17 protein-coding genes and 1 tRNA gene are annotated in these 17506 nt (G+C 65.8%); 10 read left to right on the top strand and 8 right to left on the bottom strand.

The features are described from left to right. Positions 1 to 129: 129 nt before the first annotated feature. Both obgE and ACVWYQ_RS21960 read right to left on the bottom strand, forming a co-directional pair. Positions 130 to 1170, bottom strand: coding sequence for a GTPase ObgE (gene obgE / locus ACVWYQ_RS21965; RefSeq protein WP_057026545.1), 1041 nt, complete (start codon positions 1168 to 1170; stop codon positions 130 to 132). Between the two features lie 84 nt (positions 1171 to 1254). Next, positions 1255 to 1737 carry a MaoC family dehydratase gene (locus ACVWYQ_RS21960; protein WP_157286465.1) on the bottom strand — a complete coding sequence of 161 codons (483 nt, stop codon included), beginning with the start codon at positions 1735 to 1737 and terminating at the stop codon, positions 1255 to 1257. A 270-nt stretch (positions 1738 to 2007) separates the two neighbouring features. Between ACVWYQ_RS21960 and ACVWYQ_RS21955 the strand changes: the two genes are divergently transcribed. Further along, positions 2008 to 2922 carry a DMT family transporter gene (locus ACVWYQ_RS21955; RefSeq protein ID WP_157286464.1) on the top strand — a complete coding sequence of 305 codons (915 nt, stop codon included), beginning with the start codon at positions 2008 to 2010 and terminating at the stop codon, positions 2920 to 2922. 177 nt (positions 2923 to 3099) lie between these two features. Here ACVWYQ_RS21955 and ACVWYQ_RS21950 read toward each other — a convergent pair whose 3' ends face one another. The 3 genes from ACVWYQ_RS21950 to rplU all read right to left on the bottom strand — a co-directional run bounded on the left by ACVWYQ_RS21950 (position 3100) and on the right by rplU (position 4614). Beyond that, the gene (locus ACVWYQ_RS21950) at positions 3100 to 3693 is read right to left on the bottom strand and encodes a GNAT family N-acetyltransferase (RefSeq protein WP_271543633.1); all 594 of its coding nucleotides are present in this window, start codon (positions 3691 to 3693) and stop codon (positions 3100 to 3102) included. 162 nt (positions 3694 to 3855) lie between these two features. Further along, positions 3856 to 4125 (bottom strand): 50S ribosomal protein L27, encoded by a 270-nt coding sequence (rpmA, locus tag ACVWYQ_RS21945; RefSeq protein ID WP_025032812.1) that lies wholly within the window; start codon positions 4123 to 4125, stop codon positions 3856 to 3858. Positions 4126 to 4227: 102 nt separating this feature from the next. Then, positions 4228 to 4614 (bottom strand): 50S ribosomal protein L21, encoded by a 387-nt coding sequence (rplU, locus tag ACVWYQ_RS21940; RefSeq protein ID WP_157286462.1) that lies wholly within the window; start codon positions 4612 to 4614, stop codon positions 4228 to 4230. A 332-nt stretch (positions 4615 to 4946) separates the two neighbouring features. Here rplU and ACVWYQ_RS21935 point away from each other — a divergent pair, with 332 nt between their 5' ends. Further along, positions 4947 to 6074 carry an ROK family protein gene (locus tag ACVWYQ_RS21935; RefSeq protein WP_157286461.1) on the top strand — a complete coding sequence of 376 codons (1128 nt, stop codon included), beginning with the start codon at positions 4947 to 4949 and terminating at the stop codon, positions 6072 to 6074. Between the two features lie 174 nt (positions 6075 to 6248). Here the strand turns inward: ACVWYQ_RS21935 and ACVWYQ_RS21930 are convergent, their stop codons facing one another. Continuing rightward, entirely contained in the window at positions 6249 to 7112 is an 864-nt protein-coding gene (locus tag ACVWYQ_RS21930; RefSeq protein ID WP_271543637.1) for an alpha/beta fold hydrolase, read from the bottom strand. Between the two features lie 137 nt (positions 7113 to 7249). Between ACVWYQ_RS21930 and ACVWYQ_RS21925 the strand changes: the two genes are divergently transcribed. Next, a tRNA-Ser gene (locus tag ACVWYQ_RS21925) sits at positions 7250 to 7339 on the top strand. Positions 7340 to 7375: 36 nt separating this feature from the next. Here ACVWYQ_RS21925 and ACVWYQ_RS21920 read toward each other — a convergent pair. Beyond that, positions 7376 to 8287, bottom strand: a complete 912-nt coding sequence (locus ACVWYQ_RS21920; protein ID WP_271543639.1) for a LysR family transcriptional regulator — start codon at positions 8285 to 8287, stop codon at positions 7376 to 7378. A gap of 111 nt (positions 8288 to 8398) precedes the next feature. Here ACVWYQ_RS21920 and ACVWYQ_RS21915 point away from each other — a divergent pair, with 111 nt between their 5' ends. Continuing rightward, positions 8399 to 10039, top strand: coding sequence for an FAD-dependent oxidoreductase (locus ACVWYQ_RS21915; protein ID WP_456726382.1), 1641 nt, complete (start codon positions 8399 to 8401; stop codon positions 10037 to 10039). A 76-nt stretch (positions 10040 to 10115) separates the two neighbouring features. Next, positions 10116 to 11093 (top strand): Bug family tripartite tricarboxylate transporter substrate binding protein, encoded by a 978-nt coding sequence (locus ACVWYQ_RS21910; protein WP_404544712.1) that lies wholly within the window; start codon positions 10116 to 10118, stop codon positions 11091 to 11093. Between the two features lies 1 nt (position 11094). Here the strand turns inward: ACVWYQ_RS21910 and ACVWYQ_RS21905 are convergent, their stop codons facing one another. Further along, entirely contained in the window at positions 11095 to 11997 is a 903-nt protein-coding gene (locus ACVWYQ_RS21905) for a LysR family transcriptional regulator (protein WP_404544709.1), read from the bottom strand. 92 nt (positions 11998 to 12089) lie between these two features. Here ACVWYQ_RS21905 and ACVWYQ_RS21900 point away from each other — a divergent pair, with 92 nt between their 5' ends. The 5 genes from ACVWYQ_RS21900 to ACVWYQ_RS21880 all read left to right on the top strand — a co-directional run bounded on the left by ACVWYQ_RS21900 (position 12090) and on the right by ACVWYQ_RS21880 (position 17294). Further along, positions 12090 to 13151, top strand: a complete 1062-nt coding sequence (locus ACVWYQ_RS21900) for an aldo/keto reductase (RefSeq protein WP_404544708.1) — start codon at positions 12090 to 12092, stop codon at positions 13149 to 13151. A 76-nt stretch (positions 13152 to 13227) separates the two neighbouring features. Next, positions 13228 to 13743, top strand: a complete 516-nt coding sequence (locus tag ACVWYQ_RS21895; protein WP_404544706.1) for a nuclear transport factor 2 family protein — start codon at positions 13228 to 13230, stop codon at positions 13741 to 13743. A gap of 315 nt (positions 13744 to 14058) precedes the next feature. Next, positions 14059 to 15330, top strand: coding sequence for a DUF2157 domain-containing protein (locus ACVWYQ_RS21890; RefSeq protein ID WP_404544705.1), 1272 nt, complete (start codon positions 14059 to 14061; stop codon positions 15328 to 15330). Next, complete coding sequence (locus ACVWYQ_RS21885; RefSeq protein WP_404544704.1) at positions 15327 to 15941, top strand: GDYXXLXY domain-containing protein; 615 nt, start codon at positions 15327 to 15329, stop codon at positions 15939 to 15941. Before ACVWYQ_RS21890 ends, ACVWYQ_RS21885 begins: the two co-directional genes overlap by 4 nt. A 213-nt stretch (positions 15942 to 16154) precedes the next feature. Beyond that, on the top strand, positions 16155 to 17294 hold the full coding sequence (locus tag ACVWYQ_RS21880; RefSeq protein ID WP_456726381.1) for an FAD-dependent oxidoreductase: 1140 nt from the start codon (positions 16155 to 16157) through the stop codon (positions 17292 to 17294). Positions 17295 to 17506 lie beyond the last annotated feature (212 nt).

Here is a 17506-nt window from a genome sequence, read left to right as displayed (position 1 = left end):
TCCACGCAGCACAAAGAACGTGGATGCCCGGGACAAGCCCGGGCATGACGACCTCTGCAACATTCAAATGCGATTGCCCTGCTACGGGAGAGGTGTCAGGATTGGCGCTGCGTTGTCACATTATCCGAATCAAGCCGACCACGGCTCCGCTTCGGCCGCGCTCTTGGCCTTGGCGGAGACCGGGCTTTCGCCGATCACATCGGCCAGCGCGCGCAACGCCTCCTTGACGCCCTGGCCGGTGGCGCCCGACAGCAGCAGCGGCGTCTTCTTCGCGGCGCGCTTCAGCCGGTCCTTCTGCTTCTTCAGCTCGTCCGGCTCGACCGCGTCGATCTTGTTCAGCGCGACGATCTCGATCTTGTCGGTGAGCTGGCCGCCATAGGCGTCGAGCTCCTTGCGCACGGTCTTGTAGGCCTTGCCGGCATGCTCGCAGGTGGCGTCGATCAGGTGCAGCAGCACGCGGCAGCGCTCGACATGGCCGAGGAAGCGGTCGCCGAGGCCGGTGCCTTCATGCGCGCCTTCGATCAGGCCGGGAATGTCGGCGAGCACGAACTCGCGGCCGTCGGCATTCACGACGCCGAGCTGCGGATGCAGCGTGGTGAAGGGATAGTCGGCGATCTTCGGCCGCGCTGCGCTGACCTTGGAGAGGAAGGTCGATTTGCCGGCGTTGGGCATGCCGACGAGGCCGGCATCGGCAATCAGTTTCAGCCGCAGCCAGATCCAGCGCTCCTCGCCGGGCTGGCCGGGATTGGCGTTGCGCGGCGCGCGGTTGGTCGAGGACTTGAAATGCGCATTGCCGAAGCCGCCATTGCCGCCTTCGGCCAGCACGAATTTCTCGCCGACCTTGGTGAAGTCGTGGATCAGCGTCTCGCGGTCCTCGTCGAAGATCTGCGTGCCCACGGGAACCTTCAGCACGATATTCTTGCCGTTGGCGCCGTGACGGTCCGAGCCCATGCCGTTCTCGCCCTTCTGGGCCTTGAAGTGCTGCTGGTAGCGGTAGTCGATCAGCGTGTTGAGGCCGTCGGCGACCTCGATGATGACGTTGCCGCCGCGGCCGCCATTGCCGCCGGAGGGACCGCCGAATTCGATGAACTTCTCGCGGCGGAACGCCACGCAGCCGTTCCCGCCGTCACCGGAGCGGATATAGACCTTTGCTTCGTCGAGGAATTTCATGGGCCATAGGTAGGCCAGCCGGCCCCCTGCGGCAACCCGGATCGGTCCGCAAATCGGCTGAATTCCGCGAATTGGACCCCTTGCTTAACCCGCCGGCCGCCGCCGGATCAGGAATTTCTGCGTGCCCTCCAGCACCAGCTCCTTGCGCTGGTTGAACACGGTGCTGCGCAGCGTCACCACGCCGGTGCTGCGCCCCGGCACCAGCTCGGTGACTTCGAGCGCGGGATAGATGGTGTCGTCGGCGAACACCGGCTTGAGGAACCGGCTCGACTGCTCGAGGAAGCCGACCAGGGAGTCCTCGACCATGAACGGAAACAGGCCGGCGCCGGGCGCGGTATGGATCAGGGTCTGGAAGCCGTGGGCGAGCAGATGCGGCATGCCGCGGGCGCGGCAATATTCCAAGTCGTAATGCACGGGATGGGTGTCGCCGCTCGCGGTCTGGAATGCGGCGAACACTGCCGAGGTTTGGGTGCGGCTCGGCAGCACGAAACGTTCGCCAACGACGAAATCCTCAAACCAGCGTTGCGTCGGGATCATGCGATGCCGGGTGGGATCGAAGTCGGTCATGTCAAAGCTCTCTTTTCGTCGCTGGGCGCTTATCGCTACCGCGATGCAAACAATGCGACAATCCGTTCAATTCGGCTTGCGCGGGCTTGCCGCGGCGGCTGCCGTCATTAAAACGACTGCAAGCGACTCTATTCGCCTGCTTTCGCCGCTCTCTCCCCGTCATTGCGAGCGCAGCGAAGCAATCCAGAATCCCTCCCCGGAAAGATTCTGGATTGCTTCGTCGCAAGAGCTCCTCGCAATGACGAGCCCCCGAACCTGCAACTCGTCGCAATGCCCCTGTTCAAGAATCTCTCCACCTATGACGATCGCTCCGCGCGCCTCGCCGGCATCGGGCTCATGGTGCTGTCGATCTTCATGTTCTCGTTCGGCGATGCCATGGGCAAGTTCCTGGTCGGGACCTATTCGGTGGGGCAGCTCTTGTTCCTGCGCGCCTGCGCTGCGCTGCTGCTGCTGTCGCCGCTGATCTGGACGCAGCGTCACCTGTTCCTGCATCTGGAGCGGCCGGGGCTGCAGCTGGTTCGCGTCGTGCTGTCGACGCTGGAAGTCGCGGCCTTCTTTCTCGCAACCGTCTATCTGCCGCTCGCCGACGTCATCACCTATTATCTCGCCGGCCCGATCTTCGTCACCGCGATGTCGGCAATCTTTCTGGGCGAGAAGGTCGGCTGGCGGCGCTGGACCGCGATCCTGATCGGCTTCTGCGGCGTCTTGATCGCGCTGCGGCCGTCGGCGCAGACCGTCAGCCTGCCGGCGTTGATCGCGCTCGGCGGCAGCCTCTCCTTTGCAACCCTGATGCTGATCACGCGCAGCCTGCGCAAGACGCCCGACATCGTGATGGCGTCCTCGCAATTCGTCGGCACCTTTTCGCTGGGCGCGGTGCTGTCGGCGTTCAACTGGGTGCCGCCGACGCCCGGCAGCCTCGTGATCTTCGCGCTCGCCGGATGCGTTTCGGTGACGGCGCTGTTCTGCGTCAACCGCTCGCTCAAGCTGGCGCCGGCCAGCGTCGTGGTGCCCTATCAATATTCGATGATCGTATGGGCGGTGATCTTCGGCTTCGTCGTGTTCGGCGACGTCCCATCCATCGCAACACTCGTCGGCGCCGCAATCATCATCGGCGCCGGGTTCTACATCTATCTTCGGGAGCGCGATCTGGGACGTGAGAGCGACGAGGTCAATCCGCCGGCGTAGCCACCCTCACGTCATCCCGGGGCGCGCAAAGCGCGAGCCCGGGATCCATACCCACAGGGAGCAGTTGAACGACGACCGGGAGTGGGCGCTTTGCCCCGCACTGCGCTCCGGGATTATGGATCCCGGGCTCGCGCTACGCGCGCCCCGGGATGACAATTGCGAGTGCGGCGCCTTCGCCTACCGCAGCCGCCTCGCACTGCTCCAGCTCTTCAGCGAGGCCCACACGCCGCGCGAGAGGCGGAAGCAGTCGACGGGCGTCGAGGAGCCCAGCGCCAGGAAGCGGTGCAGCTGCACGCCGCTCCACTGGAAGCCGCACTTCTCCAGCACCTTGCGCGAGGCCGGATTGGTGACGCGCGCGCCGGCGTAGAGATGCTCGTCGTCGAACTCCTCGAAGAAGAAATCGATCGCGCCGCGCGCGGCCTCGGTGGCAAAGCCCTGGCCCCAATGCTCGACGCCGAGCCAGTAGCCGAGCTCGGCATTGCCGGGCTTGGAGCAATCGATGCCGACCATGCCGACCGGCCCGCTGTCGTGCTCGATCAGGAACACGGTCTCAGCTCCGAGTTCGGCGGTGGCGCGGATGAATTCGGCGGCGTCGTCCTGCGAATAGGGATGCGGCAGGCGGCGCGTGTTCTCGGCGACACGGCGGTCGTTGGCGAGCCGGGCGATGGTCCTGACGTCGGCCAGCGTCGGCCGCCGCAAGGTCAGCCGCTCGGTGGCGACGACGCTGGGTCTCGCCTCGGCCAAGGTCACGCTCGAGAAATCCTGCAACATGTCCGGCTCCGTGAAAGTCACTAAGTCAAAGTGCAAAGAACAAAGTGAGCAAAGAAAAGGGGAGGCTGGTTTCCCGCCTCCCCTTGGAGCCTTCGATCTCTTGCGATCTCTAGGACTCCGCCGGTTCAGTCGGGACCGGCGGACTCCGTTTTTGTCCACCGTCTATTCAGCAGCCTCGGCAAGCGGGAGCACCGATACGAAGGTGCGGCCGTTGGCTTTGGCTTGGAACGCAACGCGGCCCTCGATCTTGGCGAACAGAGTGTGGTCCGTACCCATGCCGACATTGAGGCCGGGGTGCCAGGTCGTGCCGCGCTGACGCGCAATGATGTTGCCGGGCGTGACGATCTCGCCGCCGAACGCCTTGATACCGAGGCGCTTGCCCTTGGAATCGCGACCGTTGCGCGATGAACCGCCTGCTTTTTTGTGAGCCATGGCTCGTCTCCGAAATCCTGCGTAGTTCTAGGTCAATTCCTTGACGGAATCATTTCAAAACGTCGCACGCATCAATTCGTGAATTGGCGTGATCGATTTCCGTTACTCGGCGGCTTCCGCTGCCGGCTCCTTCGCCGCCTTTTCCTTCTTCGGACGCGGGCCCTTGGTGGGCTTGGCGCCGTCCGTCAGAATCTCGCTGATGCGCAGAACCGTGATCTCGTCGCGATAGCCGCGCTTGCGGCGCGAGTTCTTGCGGCGGCGCTTCTTGAAGGCGATGACCTTCGGTCCGCGCTTGTGGTCGAGCACCTCGACCGCGACGGACGCGCCTGCGACCGTCGGGACGCCCAGCACCGGCGTGTCGCCGCCGACCACGAGCACTTCATTCAGCTGCACGATCGAGCCGACTTCGCCTTCGATCTTGCCTACTTCGAGAACATCATCCGGCACGACGCGGTATTGCTTGCCGCCGGTTTTGATGACTGCGAACATCGTTCTTTCTCCGTGTTCAATCCCGGCCTCGGGACGAGCGTCGTCCGGGCCGGCTTTTTGTCAGTCGCTATGGTTTATGCGAGTCTGCGTGGGCGGGAATTATCCCTTTGAAAACCCAAGCAAAAACAAGCGGCGCGAGAAACGCCCCGCGCCGGCTGTGGGACTTATAGCGGCCAACAGCCGCAAGTCAAGGAAAACTGGGCGAAAACCGCCCGGATTTGAAGGCTTTGGCCGCGCTGAAAGCGCGCAGCCGAATCTCGGGTGGGCTTTGCAACAAACGGGTTCCCCCGCAGTTGTCCCGGCCGGAACAAGCAAGCGGGGCAAGGGCTCTCATGGCAACAGACGAACTGGTCAAAACAACGGGCATCGCCCAGCATGGCGCCGAACGGCTGCCGTCGGTCGATGTCGACAGCTTCAACATCGAGATCAAGGACGAGGACGGCTTTCTCGGCGACCGCGCCAGCAAGGGCGCCTTTCGCGACATCCTCGAGGAATGGCGCAAGCCGTTGCGCAAGAGCGGCGAGGATCCGTTCGGCGACGAGCCGTCCGACAAGATCAGCAAGAAGGTCTTGGATGCCGTTCTGGTCGGCGACGATACCGAGGCGACCGCCGTCGTGCACAGCGCGATCGAGGACTTTGCGCAGGAGCTCGCCTACGTCACGCGGCGGTTCCTCAAGACCAAGGCCTGGGCCAAGACCGAATGCATCGTGGTCGGGGGCGGCTTTCGCGCTAGCCGGCTCGGCGAGATCGCCATTGCCCGGGCCGAGATCATCCTGAAATCGGAAGGCTTCAAGGTCGACCTGGTGCCGATCCGCTTCGATCCTGACGATGCCGGCCTGATCGGAGCCCTGCACCTCGCGCCGTCCTGGATTTTCGAGGCCTATGACAGCATTCTCGCTGTTGACATCGGCGGGACCAACATCCGCTGCGGCGTCGTCGAGACCGGCTGGAAAAAGGCCCAGGACCTGTCGAAGGCCAAGGTGGTGCATTCGGAGCTGTGGCGTCATGCCGACGACGAGCCGACCCGCGAAGGCGCGGTGAAGCGGCTCACCAAGATGCTGAAGGGGCTGGTCACGCAAGCCGAAAACGAAGGCTTCAAGCTCGCACCCTTCATCGGCATCGCCTGTCCCGGTGTGATCGCTGCCAACGGCTCGATCGAGAAGGGCGCGCAGAACTTGCCCGGCAATTGGGAAAGCAGCAAGTTCAACCTGCCGGCGAGCCTCGTGGAGGCGATTCCCCAGATTGGCGGGCACGACACCGCGATCCTGATGCACAATGACGGCGTGGTGCAGGGTCTGTCGGAAGTGCCGTTCATGCAGCATGTCCAGCGCTGGGGCGTGCTCACTATCGGCACCGGACTTGGCAACGCGCGCTTCACCAACCGCCGCAAGGAAGGCAACGGCAAGGACCGGGATTCCACGGAGAACGGGAAGAAAAAAGGTAAAGCGGACAAGGAGTAACCTTGACCGGTTAGGTTAAGGACCGGATTGCGTTGCGGACCGCCCGCCGCACGCTAGGGTCGAATCGTCGCTTCCACTCGGCCGGCGAAGCCGCCCTTCACGGCCAGTATTTCAATGAGCGGCACGGGACCGCCAGTGTTTACCGCGTCTGGCGGTCCCACCCCGTTTTTCTCCTCAGCTCCACCCCACACGCTGAAAGAACGCGGCGATCTCGCGTGCCGCGCGATCCGGATTTTCCCGATGCGGGAAGTGGCCGACACCGGGAAACATCTCGAGGTCGAGATCGCTGAAGGTTTCGGACAGCCGGTCGGTCCAGCCAAAGGGAAACAGCGGATCGTGCTCGGCCCAGCGCACGCAGGTCGGCACCACGATCGGCGGCAGCCTGGGCGCCTCGCCTTTCATCATCGCCACGCGCCCGGCATGCGAGGCGCGGTAATGCGCAAAGCCGCCGGCGAGGTTGCCGTCTTTCAGGAAATTGTCCGTGAAGGCGTCCAGCACCTCGTCGAAGGCGTTTGTCCGGTGCGCCCAGCCTTTGAGGAAATGGCTGATATAGAGCCGGCAGCTCTCCCGGCTCGCACCGATGAGCTGTGGCGCCATCTCCATCTGGTGAAAGGACTGGTACCAGATGTGGTTGAGCCGATCGGGTGCCGCCATCCGCGCTCCGATCCCGGGATAGACGAAATCGAAGAAGAAGAGTCCCGCGAGCCGCTCGGGCGCCCGCCGGGCCAGCGGCTGCATGACAGCGCCGCCGACATCGTGGCCGACCACGCCGAATCGGTCGATGCCGAGCCGGTCCATCAGCGCCAGCATGTCGGCGGCATGGCCGTCCGGCCCGTAAGGGCCATCCGGCTTGTCGCTGTCGCCGAAGCCGCGGAGGTCAGGCGCGACAAGCGTGAACCGGTCCGAAAGCCTCGATATCACCGGCTCCCAGGTCAGCCAGAATTCGGGCCAGCCATGCAGCAAAAGCAGCGGTTTTCCCTGTCCGGCGCGGACCAGGTGGAAATCGGCGCCATTGGCCGAGATCGTGAGATGCTCCATGGCAGTTCCTTCCAGAGGCGGCGGGCGCGGGGCAAAAGAGGCAGCGGATTTTGCTCGTTCGCGCCTTGTCTGGCCCGCCATCCTCGCCTATTAACGCCCCCAACCACAGGGGCCCAGCTCCTAATATGGCGCCTTCAGGAGAGGTGGCAGAGTGGTTGAATGCACCGCACTCGAAATGCGGCATAGGTGCAAGCCTATCGGGGGTTCGAATCCCTCCCTCTCCGCCAGCTCAACGACCAGCTTCCCGCAATAGCTCCGTCAAATCAGCCTGATGCCGGTGCCGTTCGGCCCGCCAGCACCATCCGCGCCGTCGCCACGAAGGCCTGCGCCGCCGGCGACAACGTCCGGCCCTGGCGCTGCAGCAGCGACACGGGGCGGGTGAGGGCGGGGCGCACCAGCGGTCTTGCGATCAGTGTCGGGAACTGGTCGGCTGGCAGCATCGTCGCGGGAAGGATGGCGAGGCCGAGGCCCTGCGCCGTCATGGCGAGCGCGGTGTTGATCAGGGTCACTTCATATGTCGGATCGAGGCGCTTGCCCTGCGCGCTCAGGGCCTGATCGATCTGCATGCGGATGCGTGTCTCGCTGCGCATCGCGATGGTGGGCAGTTGCACCAGCTCGTCCCAGGTCAGGGACCGACGCGCGGCGAAGTCCGCGGTGCGACGGCCGATCGCGCTCAGGCGGCCGCTCGTCAGCGTCTCGATCGTCATGTCCGCGAATTCGCCCTCCACGCTGCCGATCGCGAACTCGGCATCGGTCGTGCTCAGCCGTGGCACGAGATCGTCGGCGGCGACGTCGCGCATGTCGATCTCGATGTCGGGATGGCCAGCGCGGAATTTCGCCAGCACCATGGGCAGCAGCGCCGATGCCGTGCCGGCCGAGGCGAGGAACACGACCCGGCCGGCGCGGGCCTGCGCGAGATCACGCATGCGGCGCGACAAGCCTTGCGCATCGCTCAGCATGCGCTCGGCAGTGGCGAACGCTTCGTCGGCGGCCAGCGTCGGCTGCACCGAACGCGTGGAGCGGTCGAACAGCTTGACGCTGAGCTCGGCCTCGAGCTGCTGGATCAACAGGCTCGCCGCCGATTGCGTGATGCCGAGCTCGCGGGCGGCCCGCGTGATGCTGCGCGTGCGGTACACGCCGGTGAAGACCCGCAACTGGCGCAGTGTAACATTCATCTGGAAAGCTCATGAATTGATGAGTTCTTTCCGACTTATCGCATAAACGGACCTGCAATAAAATGCATGCTGTGCGGACGGAAAGAATCCGCGGCAAGGATTGGAGCGAGCATGAGAGCGCAAGTGCTGGTGGTGGGGGCCGGGCCCGTCGGATTGACCGCAGCGATGGATCTCGCTTCGCGCGGAATCGATGTCGTCGTCGCGGAAATCCGCCACGCCGGCGATCCGCCCAGCGTCAAGTGCAATCACGTGTCGGCGCGCTCGATGGAGATTTTTCGGCGGCTCGGAATTGCCGCCCGCTTGCGCGATGCGGGGCTCCCTGCGGACTTTCCCAACGATTGCTCCTATCGGACCGCGGCGACCGGGATCGAGCTTTGCCGCATCGACATTCCCTCCCGTGCGCGCCGCTATAGCGCGACCGGTGGCCCCGACACTTGGTGGCCGACGCCAGAGCCGCCGCACCGAATCAACCAGGTCTATCTCGAGCCGATCCTGTTCAGCCATGCCGCGGCGCAATCACGCATCAAGATCCTGGCGCGCACGGAAATCACAGACATCGAGCAGCACGACGACCATGTCGTCGCGCTGGCGTGCGATCTCGACAGCGGAAATTCGCTCCGCATCGAAGCCAGCTTCGTGATCGGCTGCGACGGCAGCCGATCCTTCGTCAGAAAAGCAATCGGTGCCAGCCTGTCCGGCACGCCGGTGATCCAGCGCGTGCAGTCGACCTTCATCGAAGCGCCGCAACTGAAAGAGCTGATGGGGGCGCACAAGCCGGCCTGGATGGTGCTCTCGCTCAATCCGCGCCGTTCCGGCACCGTTGTTGCGATCGACGGCCACGACCGCTGGCTGATTCACAATCATCTGAAGCCGGATGAGCCCGAGTTCGACTCGGTCGATCGCGACTGGGCCATCCGTGCCATCCTCGGCGTCGACGCGCGCTTCGAATACCGCGTGCTCAGCAAGGAGGATTGGGTCGGACGGCGCCTCGTGGCCGACCGCTTCCGCGACCGCAGGGTCTTCATCTGCGGCGACGCCGCGCATCTGTGGATGCCCTATGCCGGCTACGGCATGAATGCCGGCATCGCGGACGCCGTCGATCTCTGCTGGCAATTGGCCGCGCATCTGAACGGCTGGGCGCCGGCTGCGATCCTCTCAGCCTATGAGGCGGAGCGCCAGCCCATCACCGAGCAGGTGTCGCGCTTTGCGATGGACCATGCGATGAAGATGATGGCGCAGCGCGGCGGCGTGTCCGCCGAGATCGAGGATGACACGCCGCGTGGCCACGCGGCGCGCGCGGCACTGGCGAAAGCGGCCTACGATCTCAACGTGCAGCAATATTGCTGCGCCGGCCTCAACTTCGGCTACTATTACGACGCCTCGCCGATCATCGCCTATGACGGCGAGACGCCGCCGCCTTACGCGATGGGCAGCTTCACGCCCTCCACCGTGCCGGGCGCCCGCGCGCCGCATCTGTTCCTGCGCGACGGACGCTCGCTCTATGACGCCTTCGGCCCCGGATACACATTGCTGCGCTTCGATCCGGCAATCGATGTGACGCAGCTGCAAGACGCTGCAAAGGCGCGCGGCGTGCCGCTCGCGCTGGTCGACGTCGCGCCGGAGGAGGCGAACGGCGCCTATGCCGAGAAGCTCGTGCTGGCGCGGCCCGACCAGCACATCGCCTGGCGCGGGCAGTCCGTGCCGGACAACCCGCTGGGCCTGCTGGCCCGTATCACCGGCGCTGCGGCGTGAGACGACACGAGCGGACGGCCTGGCGGCGCAGCTCGCCAGGTCAAGTTTAGAAAAGAAACGCATGGAGGAGGAGAACGTGTTTCACGTTGCAAGACGCCGCATCCTGGCCGCGCTGACGGCCGCTTCTTTCGCGATGTTGCCGCTGGCGGCCCAAGCCGCCTATCCCGAGCAATTGATCAAGATCATCGTGACCTTCCCGCCCGGCGGCAGCGCCGACACGGTCATCCGCGCGCTCGAGCCGCTGGTCACCGCCGAGCTCAAGCAGGGGCTGGTGATCGAGAACCGCGCCGGCGCCGGCGGCAACATCGGCATGACCGCGGTCGCGCAGGCCAAGCCCGACGGCTACACGCTCGGCGTGGCACCGGCAGGCGCGCTGACGGTGAATCCGCACCTCAATGCCGCGATGCCGTTCGCGCTCAAGGATCTCGCGCCCATCACCCTGCTAGCGGAAATTCCCTTTGTGCTGGTCGCGTCCGCGAATATTCCGGCGCGCACAGCTGCGGAGACCATCGCGCTCGCCAAGGCGAAGCCGGGTGGGCTCTCGATCGGGCATGGCGGCAACTCGACCGCGATGCATTTGACCGCCGCGCTGTTCACGCACAGAAGCGGGATCGCGATGGAGCTGGTGCCGTATCGCGGGACGGCGCCGGCGGCGGTCGATGTTCTCGCAGGCCATGTCCCGTTCGCGGTGCTGGATATTCCGGCATCGCGACAATTGATCCTCGACGGCAAGCTCAACGCGATCGGCGTGTCCTCGGCGCGCCGCCTGTCGTCCCTGCCCGATGTGCCGACTCTGGCCGAGAGCGGCCTTGCCGGTTTCGAATCCGTCGGCTGGTTCGGGCTCGTTGCTCCCGCCGGCACGCCTGCGGACGTCATCGCCCGGCTGAACGATGCCTTCACCAAGGCGCTGAAGGATCCTGTCGTGGCCGAGAAGATCCGCACCCTCGGCGCGGAGCCTGCGCCGACTTCGCCCGAGCAGTTCGGCCGCTTCATCGAGAGCGAGAGCACGAAATGGGGCAAGCTGATCAGCGAGGCCGGCATCAAGGCAAACTAGTTTAGCGCTTTCCGCCCGGCCGATAACGCACGTGATCGACCAGCGCGCGCAGCTTCGGCGGAAGATTCCGCCGATCCGGGAAGTAGAGGAAGAAGCCGGGGAAGGACGGGCAGTATTCCTCCAGCACGGGTACCAGCTCCCCCCGCTCGATATACGGCTTGAACGTCTCTTCCATGCCGAATGTCAGGCCGCCGCCCGCGCTAGCCGTCCGCACCATGACCCACATGTCGTTCGTCGTGATCCGCGGCTCCACCGCGACGTCGAACTCGCGCCCCCCTTCCGCAAATTCCCAGCGGTAGGGCGCGACGTGCGGCGCCGGCCGCCAGCCGATGCAGCGATGCTGTGAGAGCTCGCGCGGGTGCGAGGGCGCGCCGAACCGCTGCAGATAGGCGGGAGCTGCCACCACCAACTGGCGCTGATCGCCCGAAACAGGCACGGCGATCATGTCCTGCTCGATCACCTCGCCAAGCCGGACGCCTGCATCATAGCCCTCGGCCACGATGTCGAATTCCTCGTCGGTCACGGTCACGTCAACCTGCACGCCGGGATGAGCCTGCGCGAAATCGGCCAGCAATGGACCGCGAATGAATCGCTCGGCGATCGACGAGACGGCGAGGCGCAGCTGCCCCGTCGGCTGCGCGTCACGGTCGCGCGCGCCATTGATCGCCTGTTCGACTTCGGCGACCGCCGGGGCCACGCGCTCGTGCAGGCGCATGCCGGCTTCGGTCAGACTGACGCTGCGCGTCGTTCGCTGCACGAGAGCCACGCCCAGCTGGTCTTCCATGCGTCGGATGGCCTGGCTCACGGCGGATCGAGTCACCCCTAAACGCTCGGCGGCGCCCCGGAAGCTCTTCGCTTCCGCGACCGCGATGAAAACGGCGACGAGGTTCAGGTCGGTGCTCATTGGTTAGTTAGGCTTACCACCCCAATCATCATTGGCCAACTTCTCCCACCTCTCGCCGGGGGCTATCTCCGAGCCATACTAAGGAGGCTCTGATGACGTCACTCGATCAATACCGCCTGCTGGGCCGCTCCGGTCTGCGCGTATCTCCCCTTGCCCTGGGCACGATGACCTTCGGAACCGAGTGGGGATGGGGCGCCGATCCCGGCGAGGCCCGGCGGATCTTCGACCTCTATGTCGACCGCGGCGGCAATTTCATCGACACCGCGGTGAACTACACCAACGGCGCGTCCGAGCGACTGGTCGGCGAATTCGCCCGCGGCAAGCGCGACCGCCTCGTGCTCGCCACCAAGTTCACCATGGCGCGCGATCCCGGCAATCCCAATTCCGGCGGCAACCACCGGCTCAACATGGTTCGTTCCGTGGAGCAGAGCCTGCGGCAGCTCGAGACCGACCGCATCGACCTGCACTACCTCCACGCCTGGGATGCGACGACGCAGCCCGACGAGGTGATGCGCGGCCTGGACGATCTCGTGCGCAGCGGCAAGGTCCAATACGTCGGCATCTGCAACACGCCGGCCTGGCGCATTGCGCAGCTGCAGACGATCGCAGATCTGCGCGGCTGGTCGCCCTTCGTGGCCCTGCAGATCGAATACAATCTGGTCGAGCGCACGGTGGAGCATGAGCTCATTCCGCTGGCAGCCGCCCTCGGCCTGGGCGTGCTGCCCTGGTCGCCTCTCGGCGGCGGCGTGCTCACCGGCAAGTACAGCCGCGCCGATCTCAGGGATTCCAAGGAGAGCGCCGTCGGAACGACACGGGCCTCGATCATCGCTTCATCAGGCCTTCTCAACGAGCGATCGCTGGATGCCGCCGAGGTGGTTCGATCGGTCGCCTGGGAGCTCGGCGCGACGTCCTCGCAGGTGGCGATCGCCTGGACGCTGGCCAATCTCGCGGTCACTGCGCCGGTGATCGGGGCCCGCACTCTGGAGCAGGCGGAAGACAATTTCGGTGCGGTCGCGATCTCGCTGTCGCCTGAACAGATGGCGCGCCTCGACCAGGCGACCGCGCCCGATCCGATTTTTCCAGGCCGCTTCCTGCGCCGCCCGATGGTCGAGCAGCTCATCTTCGGCGGCGCCACCGTCGCGCGGCGCGGGTAGGTCGAGCAACGACGCGACCGACCTGCGTGCATCACTTCGGGGCAGACGACATCTTGCACCAGAAAGGGAGACACCAATGGCAACCCTGCTCAATCGCGCGCTTGCGTCCTGCGTCTACGCGGTCATCGTCACCGCTTCCACCCTGACGACGGCCGCGCCTTGCGGACAGGCCAATTCGGTGCAGGACGACAACAAGCGGATCGTCACCGACGCGTTCGATCGCTGGGCGGCGGGAGGGACCACCTTCTTCAATGACCTGCTGCACGACAACGTGGTCTGGCGCATCAAGGGGTCCGGCCCCAGCGCCGGCGAATTCCGGGGCCGCGATGTCTTCATCGATCGCGCGGTCCGCCCGTTCGCGAGCCGGTTGTCGACACCGGTCCGCCCCACAGCCGTGAGGATCTTCGCCGATGGCGACCACGTCATCGCGCATTGGGAAGGCAGCGGCGTGGCGCGTGACGGCAAGCCCTACGCGAACAGCTATGCGTGGATCCTGCTGATGCAGGACGGCAAGGCGGCGGAGGTCACGGCCTATCTCGACCTCGCCCCCTATGACGATGTCCTGCGGCGCATTCCTGCGCCGGCGCAATAGGCCGGCTGCGGGGAGGGGAGTCATCGCAAACGAGAGTGATATCGCTTGTGGCCATCCTTCGAGACGCCCGCCGTTGGCGGGCCCTCAGGATGAGGACCGAGTGCGTGGCGCTGGTTTCAGCGGGCTCCGATGCCCGCTTAGCCTCATCCTGAGGAGGCGCGGCAGCGCCGTCTCGAAGGACGAGGCGCGCGCTCAGCTCGCGCAAGGAGCCCTATGCGATAGCCCTGCCGCGCGTGGGAGCTTGAACCCATCGCCCGCACGATCCGACCTAGCAAGGTCCCGCCATCCGGCAGGATCCCAGGTGACCCCACCACGATGTTCGACAAAACCTACCGGCAGCGACTCGAAGCCGATCTTGCGCGATGGGAGGCCGACGGCGTGATCGCGCCGGCGGCGGCCGCCGCCATCCGCACTGCGCTGCCGCCGCTTCCCCCCGGCATCAACATCGCCGTGGTCGTCGGCATCGTCGGCGGCCTCCTGATCGCGGCGGCGTTCCTCGCCTTCGTGGCGGCGCACTGGACCGAGATCGCGCGCCTCGCGCGGTTTGCGATCCTGCTCGCCGGCATGGCCGCCGCCGGCGGCCTCGGCGCCTGGTTCGCGACGCGAGGGCGCGACGTTCTCGCCGATCTCTGCGCCAGCATCGGTGCGATCATCTTCGGTGCGGGCATCGCGCTGGTCGGCCAGATGTATCATCTCGGCGAGGATTTTGCCGGCGGCATGCTGCTGTGGTCGATCGGCGCGTTTGCCGGGGCGCTTCTGACCGGCTCGCGCGGCGCGCTCGCGGTCGGCCTCGTCGCGGCCTCGATCTGGACCTGCATGCGGATCACCGACGCGTCCGATGTCCTGCATCTTCCGTTCGTGGCGGTCTGGCTCGTCGCCGCCGCGCTCGCCTTTGCCTGGAATTCCCGCGTCGCGGCCCATCTCGTCGCGCTCGCGCTGCTGCCGTGGTGGATCGCGAGCGCGCTCCGCTTCGAATTCGAGGGCACCCAGCCGTCCTTCGTGCTCGCGAGCGGTGCGGCGCTGCTGTTCGGCGCCGGGCTCGCGATCGCCGCGGCGCCGTCGCCGCGCGCGCTCCGGCTCGGCAGCGTCCTGTCGGTTTACGGCGCGTTTTCCCTGGCCATAGCCGCGTTCCTGGAGGTGACGACGGTCGACGATCTCGTCCGCTTCCGCGAAGGATCCATTGCGGGCCAGCCGCTTTGGGCGATCGCGTGCGGAAATGCCGGCGTGACCCTCGCGCTGGCCTCGGCCGCGATCACCCGGCGCGCGGGAGAATTCCTTGCAGCAGCTGCGATCGGCCTGGTCCTGCTCGCGGCGCCGGTCTGGCCGGCCTCCATGGCCGGCGAATCCTGGCTCGCTTATGCCGCGCTGCTTGCGGCCATGCTGTGTCTCGTCGTCTCCGGCATGCTCGATGACGTGCGTCCGCGCATCGTCGCGGGCTGGCTCGGCATCGCCGGCGTGGTCGCGGGCATCACCTGGGCCGTGAAGGGTTCGCTGCTGCGCCGCTCGGCCTTCCTGGCAGTGGCGGGCGTCGCGGCCGTCGCCTTTGCGACCGCGCTCAATCGCATGCTGCCGAGGGCCGCGCGATGAAAGGGCTGATCGCTTCGCTCACCGCGCTTTGGCAGCGCATCCCGAAAGCCGTGCTGTTCGGCATTGCCGTCCTGCTGCAATCTGCGCTCCTGGTGCTGATGGTGGCCGACCGCATGCAGATCCTGCGCGAAGGCGTCGAGGTCACCCTGCAGACGCAGCCGGTCGATCCCCGCGATCTCCTGCGCGGCGACTATGTCGTCCTCAGCTACGACATCTCGCAAGTGGCGGCAGGCAGCCTCGCCGGCAAGGTAGCCGACGCGCGCCACCCTGATGTCTTCGTCAAGCTCGCGCCCAATGCGAACGGGCTCTATCAAGCCGTCTCGGTGCATGCCGAGCCGGTCGCGGTCACCGCGCCTGAAGTGCTGATCCGTGGCCGCGTCGGAAATTATGGCGGATCCTGCGGCGAAGACCGGCGCCGCTTCTGCGACAAGCTGCCGATCAAATACGGCCTCGAAAGCTATTTCGTGCCCGAAGGCGAGGGCAAGAAGCTCGAGGACGCCCGCAACCAGCAGAAGCTCCGCATCGTCGCCGCCGTGCTGCCCTCGGGACGGGCGGCGATCAAGCGGCTGCTGCTGGACGGGGAGAAGGTGTACGAGGAGCCGCTGTATTAGGGCGGGATGGCGCTGGGACAATCGATGGCCGTGACGCTCGTTCATCACCCTCGCCCCCAGCTCCGCAACATCGCGATCATTCCGCGTCAGATCGTGTGTCAACGCGGTTGCCACGAGCAGGCCGTCGTGCCGTAATCGCCCTCCCGCAGACCTTGTCAACACGCGAATTCATCAGGATGATCGGCGTGTCGTAGCATCGCTTGCGAGGCCTTCATGCGAAAATGCGAAGTCGCCGTGCTGGGTCTGGGGCTCATGGGCGGAGCAGCGCTGGGCGCATTGCTGGATGCCGGCGTCGATGCGCTCGGCTTCGACCCTGTCGCAGCAGGTTCGGATCGCGGCTCGTCACATGGTTCATGTCGCATTTTCCGTCGCTTCAATTTCGAAAACCCCAACTACACCAGCCTGAGCGACGAGGCTCATGCCGGCTGGATCCGGCTGCAGACCGAAAGCGGTCAAACGGTTCTGACGGAAACCCCCGTTCTGGAGGCTGGCCGTTCCGGCTCCGCCATGGTGGCGTCCTCGCGCGCGGCCGCGATCGCGAAAGGGCGCCCGGATCCGATGTTCACCGCGTCTCAAGCGAACAAGGAGTTTCCGGCTTTCAACCTGCCCGACGACTGGGACGTCGTCGTCCAGGACGGTGGCGCGATCCTGCGGACCGAAGTCGTCATGAAACTGATGCGCGCACGCGCCGGCAACCGCGTGATTCCGGAACACGCGAGCTTCACGCCGCACCCCAACGGCGTGTCGATCCGCACGGCGACCCAGGAGTTCTTCGCCGAGCGCGCGATTCTGGCGCTAGGCCCATGGCTCGGTCGCGCACTCCCGCGACTAGGCGCGCTGCTGAACGTCACCCGACAGGCGGTCGGCTGGTTCAAGCCGTCCCGCCCCGAAACTGTGGCGCTCGGTCGTTTCCCGATCTTCATTCTGGACCGAGGTCCGAACGACACCGTCTACGGCTTTCCGGACTTCGAACAGCGCGGCGTCAAAGCTGCGCCTCACAACCACGGGCCCGTGGTCGGCCCGGACGACTGGGGTCCGCCGGCCAGCGATGCCGAGCTCCGCCCGACCGGCGAAGCGTTGGCCGCCCTCGTCCCGGGTGCGGCCGGGCCCATCATCGATCGCGACGTCTGCCTCTACACCAACACTGCGCCCGCCGACCGCCGGCTAGACGCGGGCGAGGAATTCATCATCGACCGCTGGCCGGATTCCCGCCTGATCGTCTGCTCCGCGTGTTCGGGCCATGGTGCGAAGTTCGCGCCCGCCATCGGGCAAAGGCTTGCTCGCCTTGCCACCGATCCGTCGTACCAGGCAGAACCCTTCTTTCAGCTGTCGCGCTATTCTCAATTCGCCTGAGCGGATGCTGGATGTTGCGGTGACAGTGCACAAGACGCGCACCGTCCGGCGGCAAAGGCTTCGAGAGACCCGGGCCAAAGCCCTGCCTGTCCGACCTCCTGCGATGATGCCACTATGCTCCTGTTTTGCCCGACGAAGCAAATGACGGGAGACGTCATTCGGAATGGGCGACACCGCTCGCCGCCAATCTCTTCGGCTCGCAAAGGCGCGCC

This window comes from Bradyrhizobium sp. USDA 3397 (assembly GCF_054060965.1).
This window is presented reverse-complemented; position numbering and strand designations above follow the sequence as displayed.

Coding starts and splice junctions, on each gene's coding strand:
- obgE (WP_057026545.1), bottom strand. CDS start 1,170: ATGAAATTCCTCGACGAAGCAAAGGTCTATATCCGCTCCGGTGACGGC.
- ACVWYQ_RS21960 (WP_157286465.1), bottom strand. CDS start 1,737: ATGACCGACTTCGATCCCACCCGGCATCGCATGATCCCGACGCAACGC.
- ACVWYQ_RS21955 (WP_157286464.1), top strand. CDS start 2,008: ATGCCCCTGTTCAAGAATCTCTCCACCTATGACGATCGCTCCGCGCGC.
- ACVWYQ_RS21950 (WP_271543633.1), bottom strand. CDS start 3,693: ATGTTGCAGGATTTCTCGAGCGTGACCTTGGCCGAGGCGAGACCCAGC.
- rpmA (WP_025032812.1), bottom strand. CDS start 4,125: ATGGCTCACAAAAAAGCAGGCGGTTCATCGCGCAACGGTCGCGATTCC.
- rplU (WP_157286462.1), bottom strand. CDS start 4,614: ATGTTCGCAGTCATCAAAACCGGCGGCAAGCAATACCGCGTCGTGCCG.
- ACVWYQ_RS21935 (WP_157286461.1), top strand. CDS start 4,947: ATGGCAACAGACGAACTGGTCAAAACAACGGGCATCGCCCAGCATGGC.
- ACVWYQ_RS21930 (WP_271543637.1), bottom strand. CDS start 7,112: ATGGAGCATCTCACGATCTCGGCCAATGGCGCCGATTTCCACCTGGTC.
- ACVWYQ_RS21920 (WP_271543639.1), bottom strand. CDS start 8,287: ATGAATGTTACACTGCGCCAGTTGCGGGTCTTCACCGGCGTGTACCGC.
- ACVWYQ_RS21915 (WP_456726382.1), top strand. CDS start 8,399: ATGAGAGCGCAAGTGCTGGTGGTGGGGGCCGGGCCCGTCGGATTGACC.
- ACVWYQ_RS21905 (WP_404544709.1), bottom strand. CDS start 11,997: ATGAGCACCGACCTGAACCTCGTCGCCGTTTTCATCGCGGTCGCGGAA.
- ACVWYQ_RS21900 (WP_404544708.1), top strand. CDS start 12,090: ATGACGTCACTCGATCAATACCGCCTGCTGGGCCGCTCCGGTCTGCGC.
- ACVWYQ_RS21895 (WP_404544706.1), top strand. CDS start 13,228: ATGGCAACCCTGCTCAATCGCGCGCTTGCGTCCTGCGTCTACGCGGTC.
- ACVWYQ_RS21890 (WP_404544705.1), top strand. CDS start 14,059: ATGTTCGACAAAACCTACCGGCAGCGACTCGAAGCCGATCTTGCGCGA.
- ACVWYQ_RS21885 (WP_404544704.1), top strand. CDS start 15,327: ATGAAAGGGCTGATCGCTTCGCTCACCGCGCTTTGGCAGCGCATCCCG.
- ACVWYQ_RS21880 (WP_456726381.1), top strand. CDS start 16,155: ATGCGAAAATGCGAAGTCGCCGTGCTGGGTCTGGGGCTCATGGGCGGA.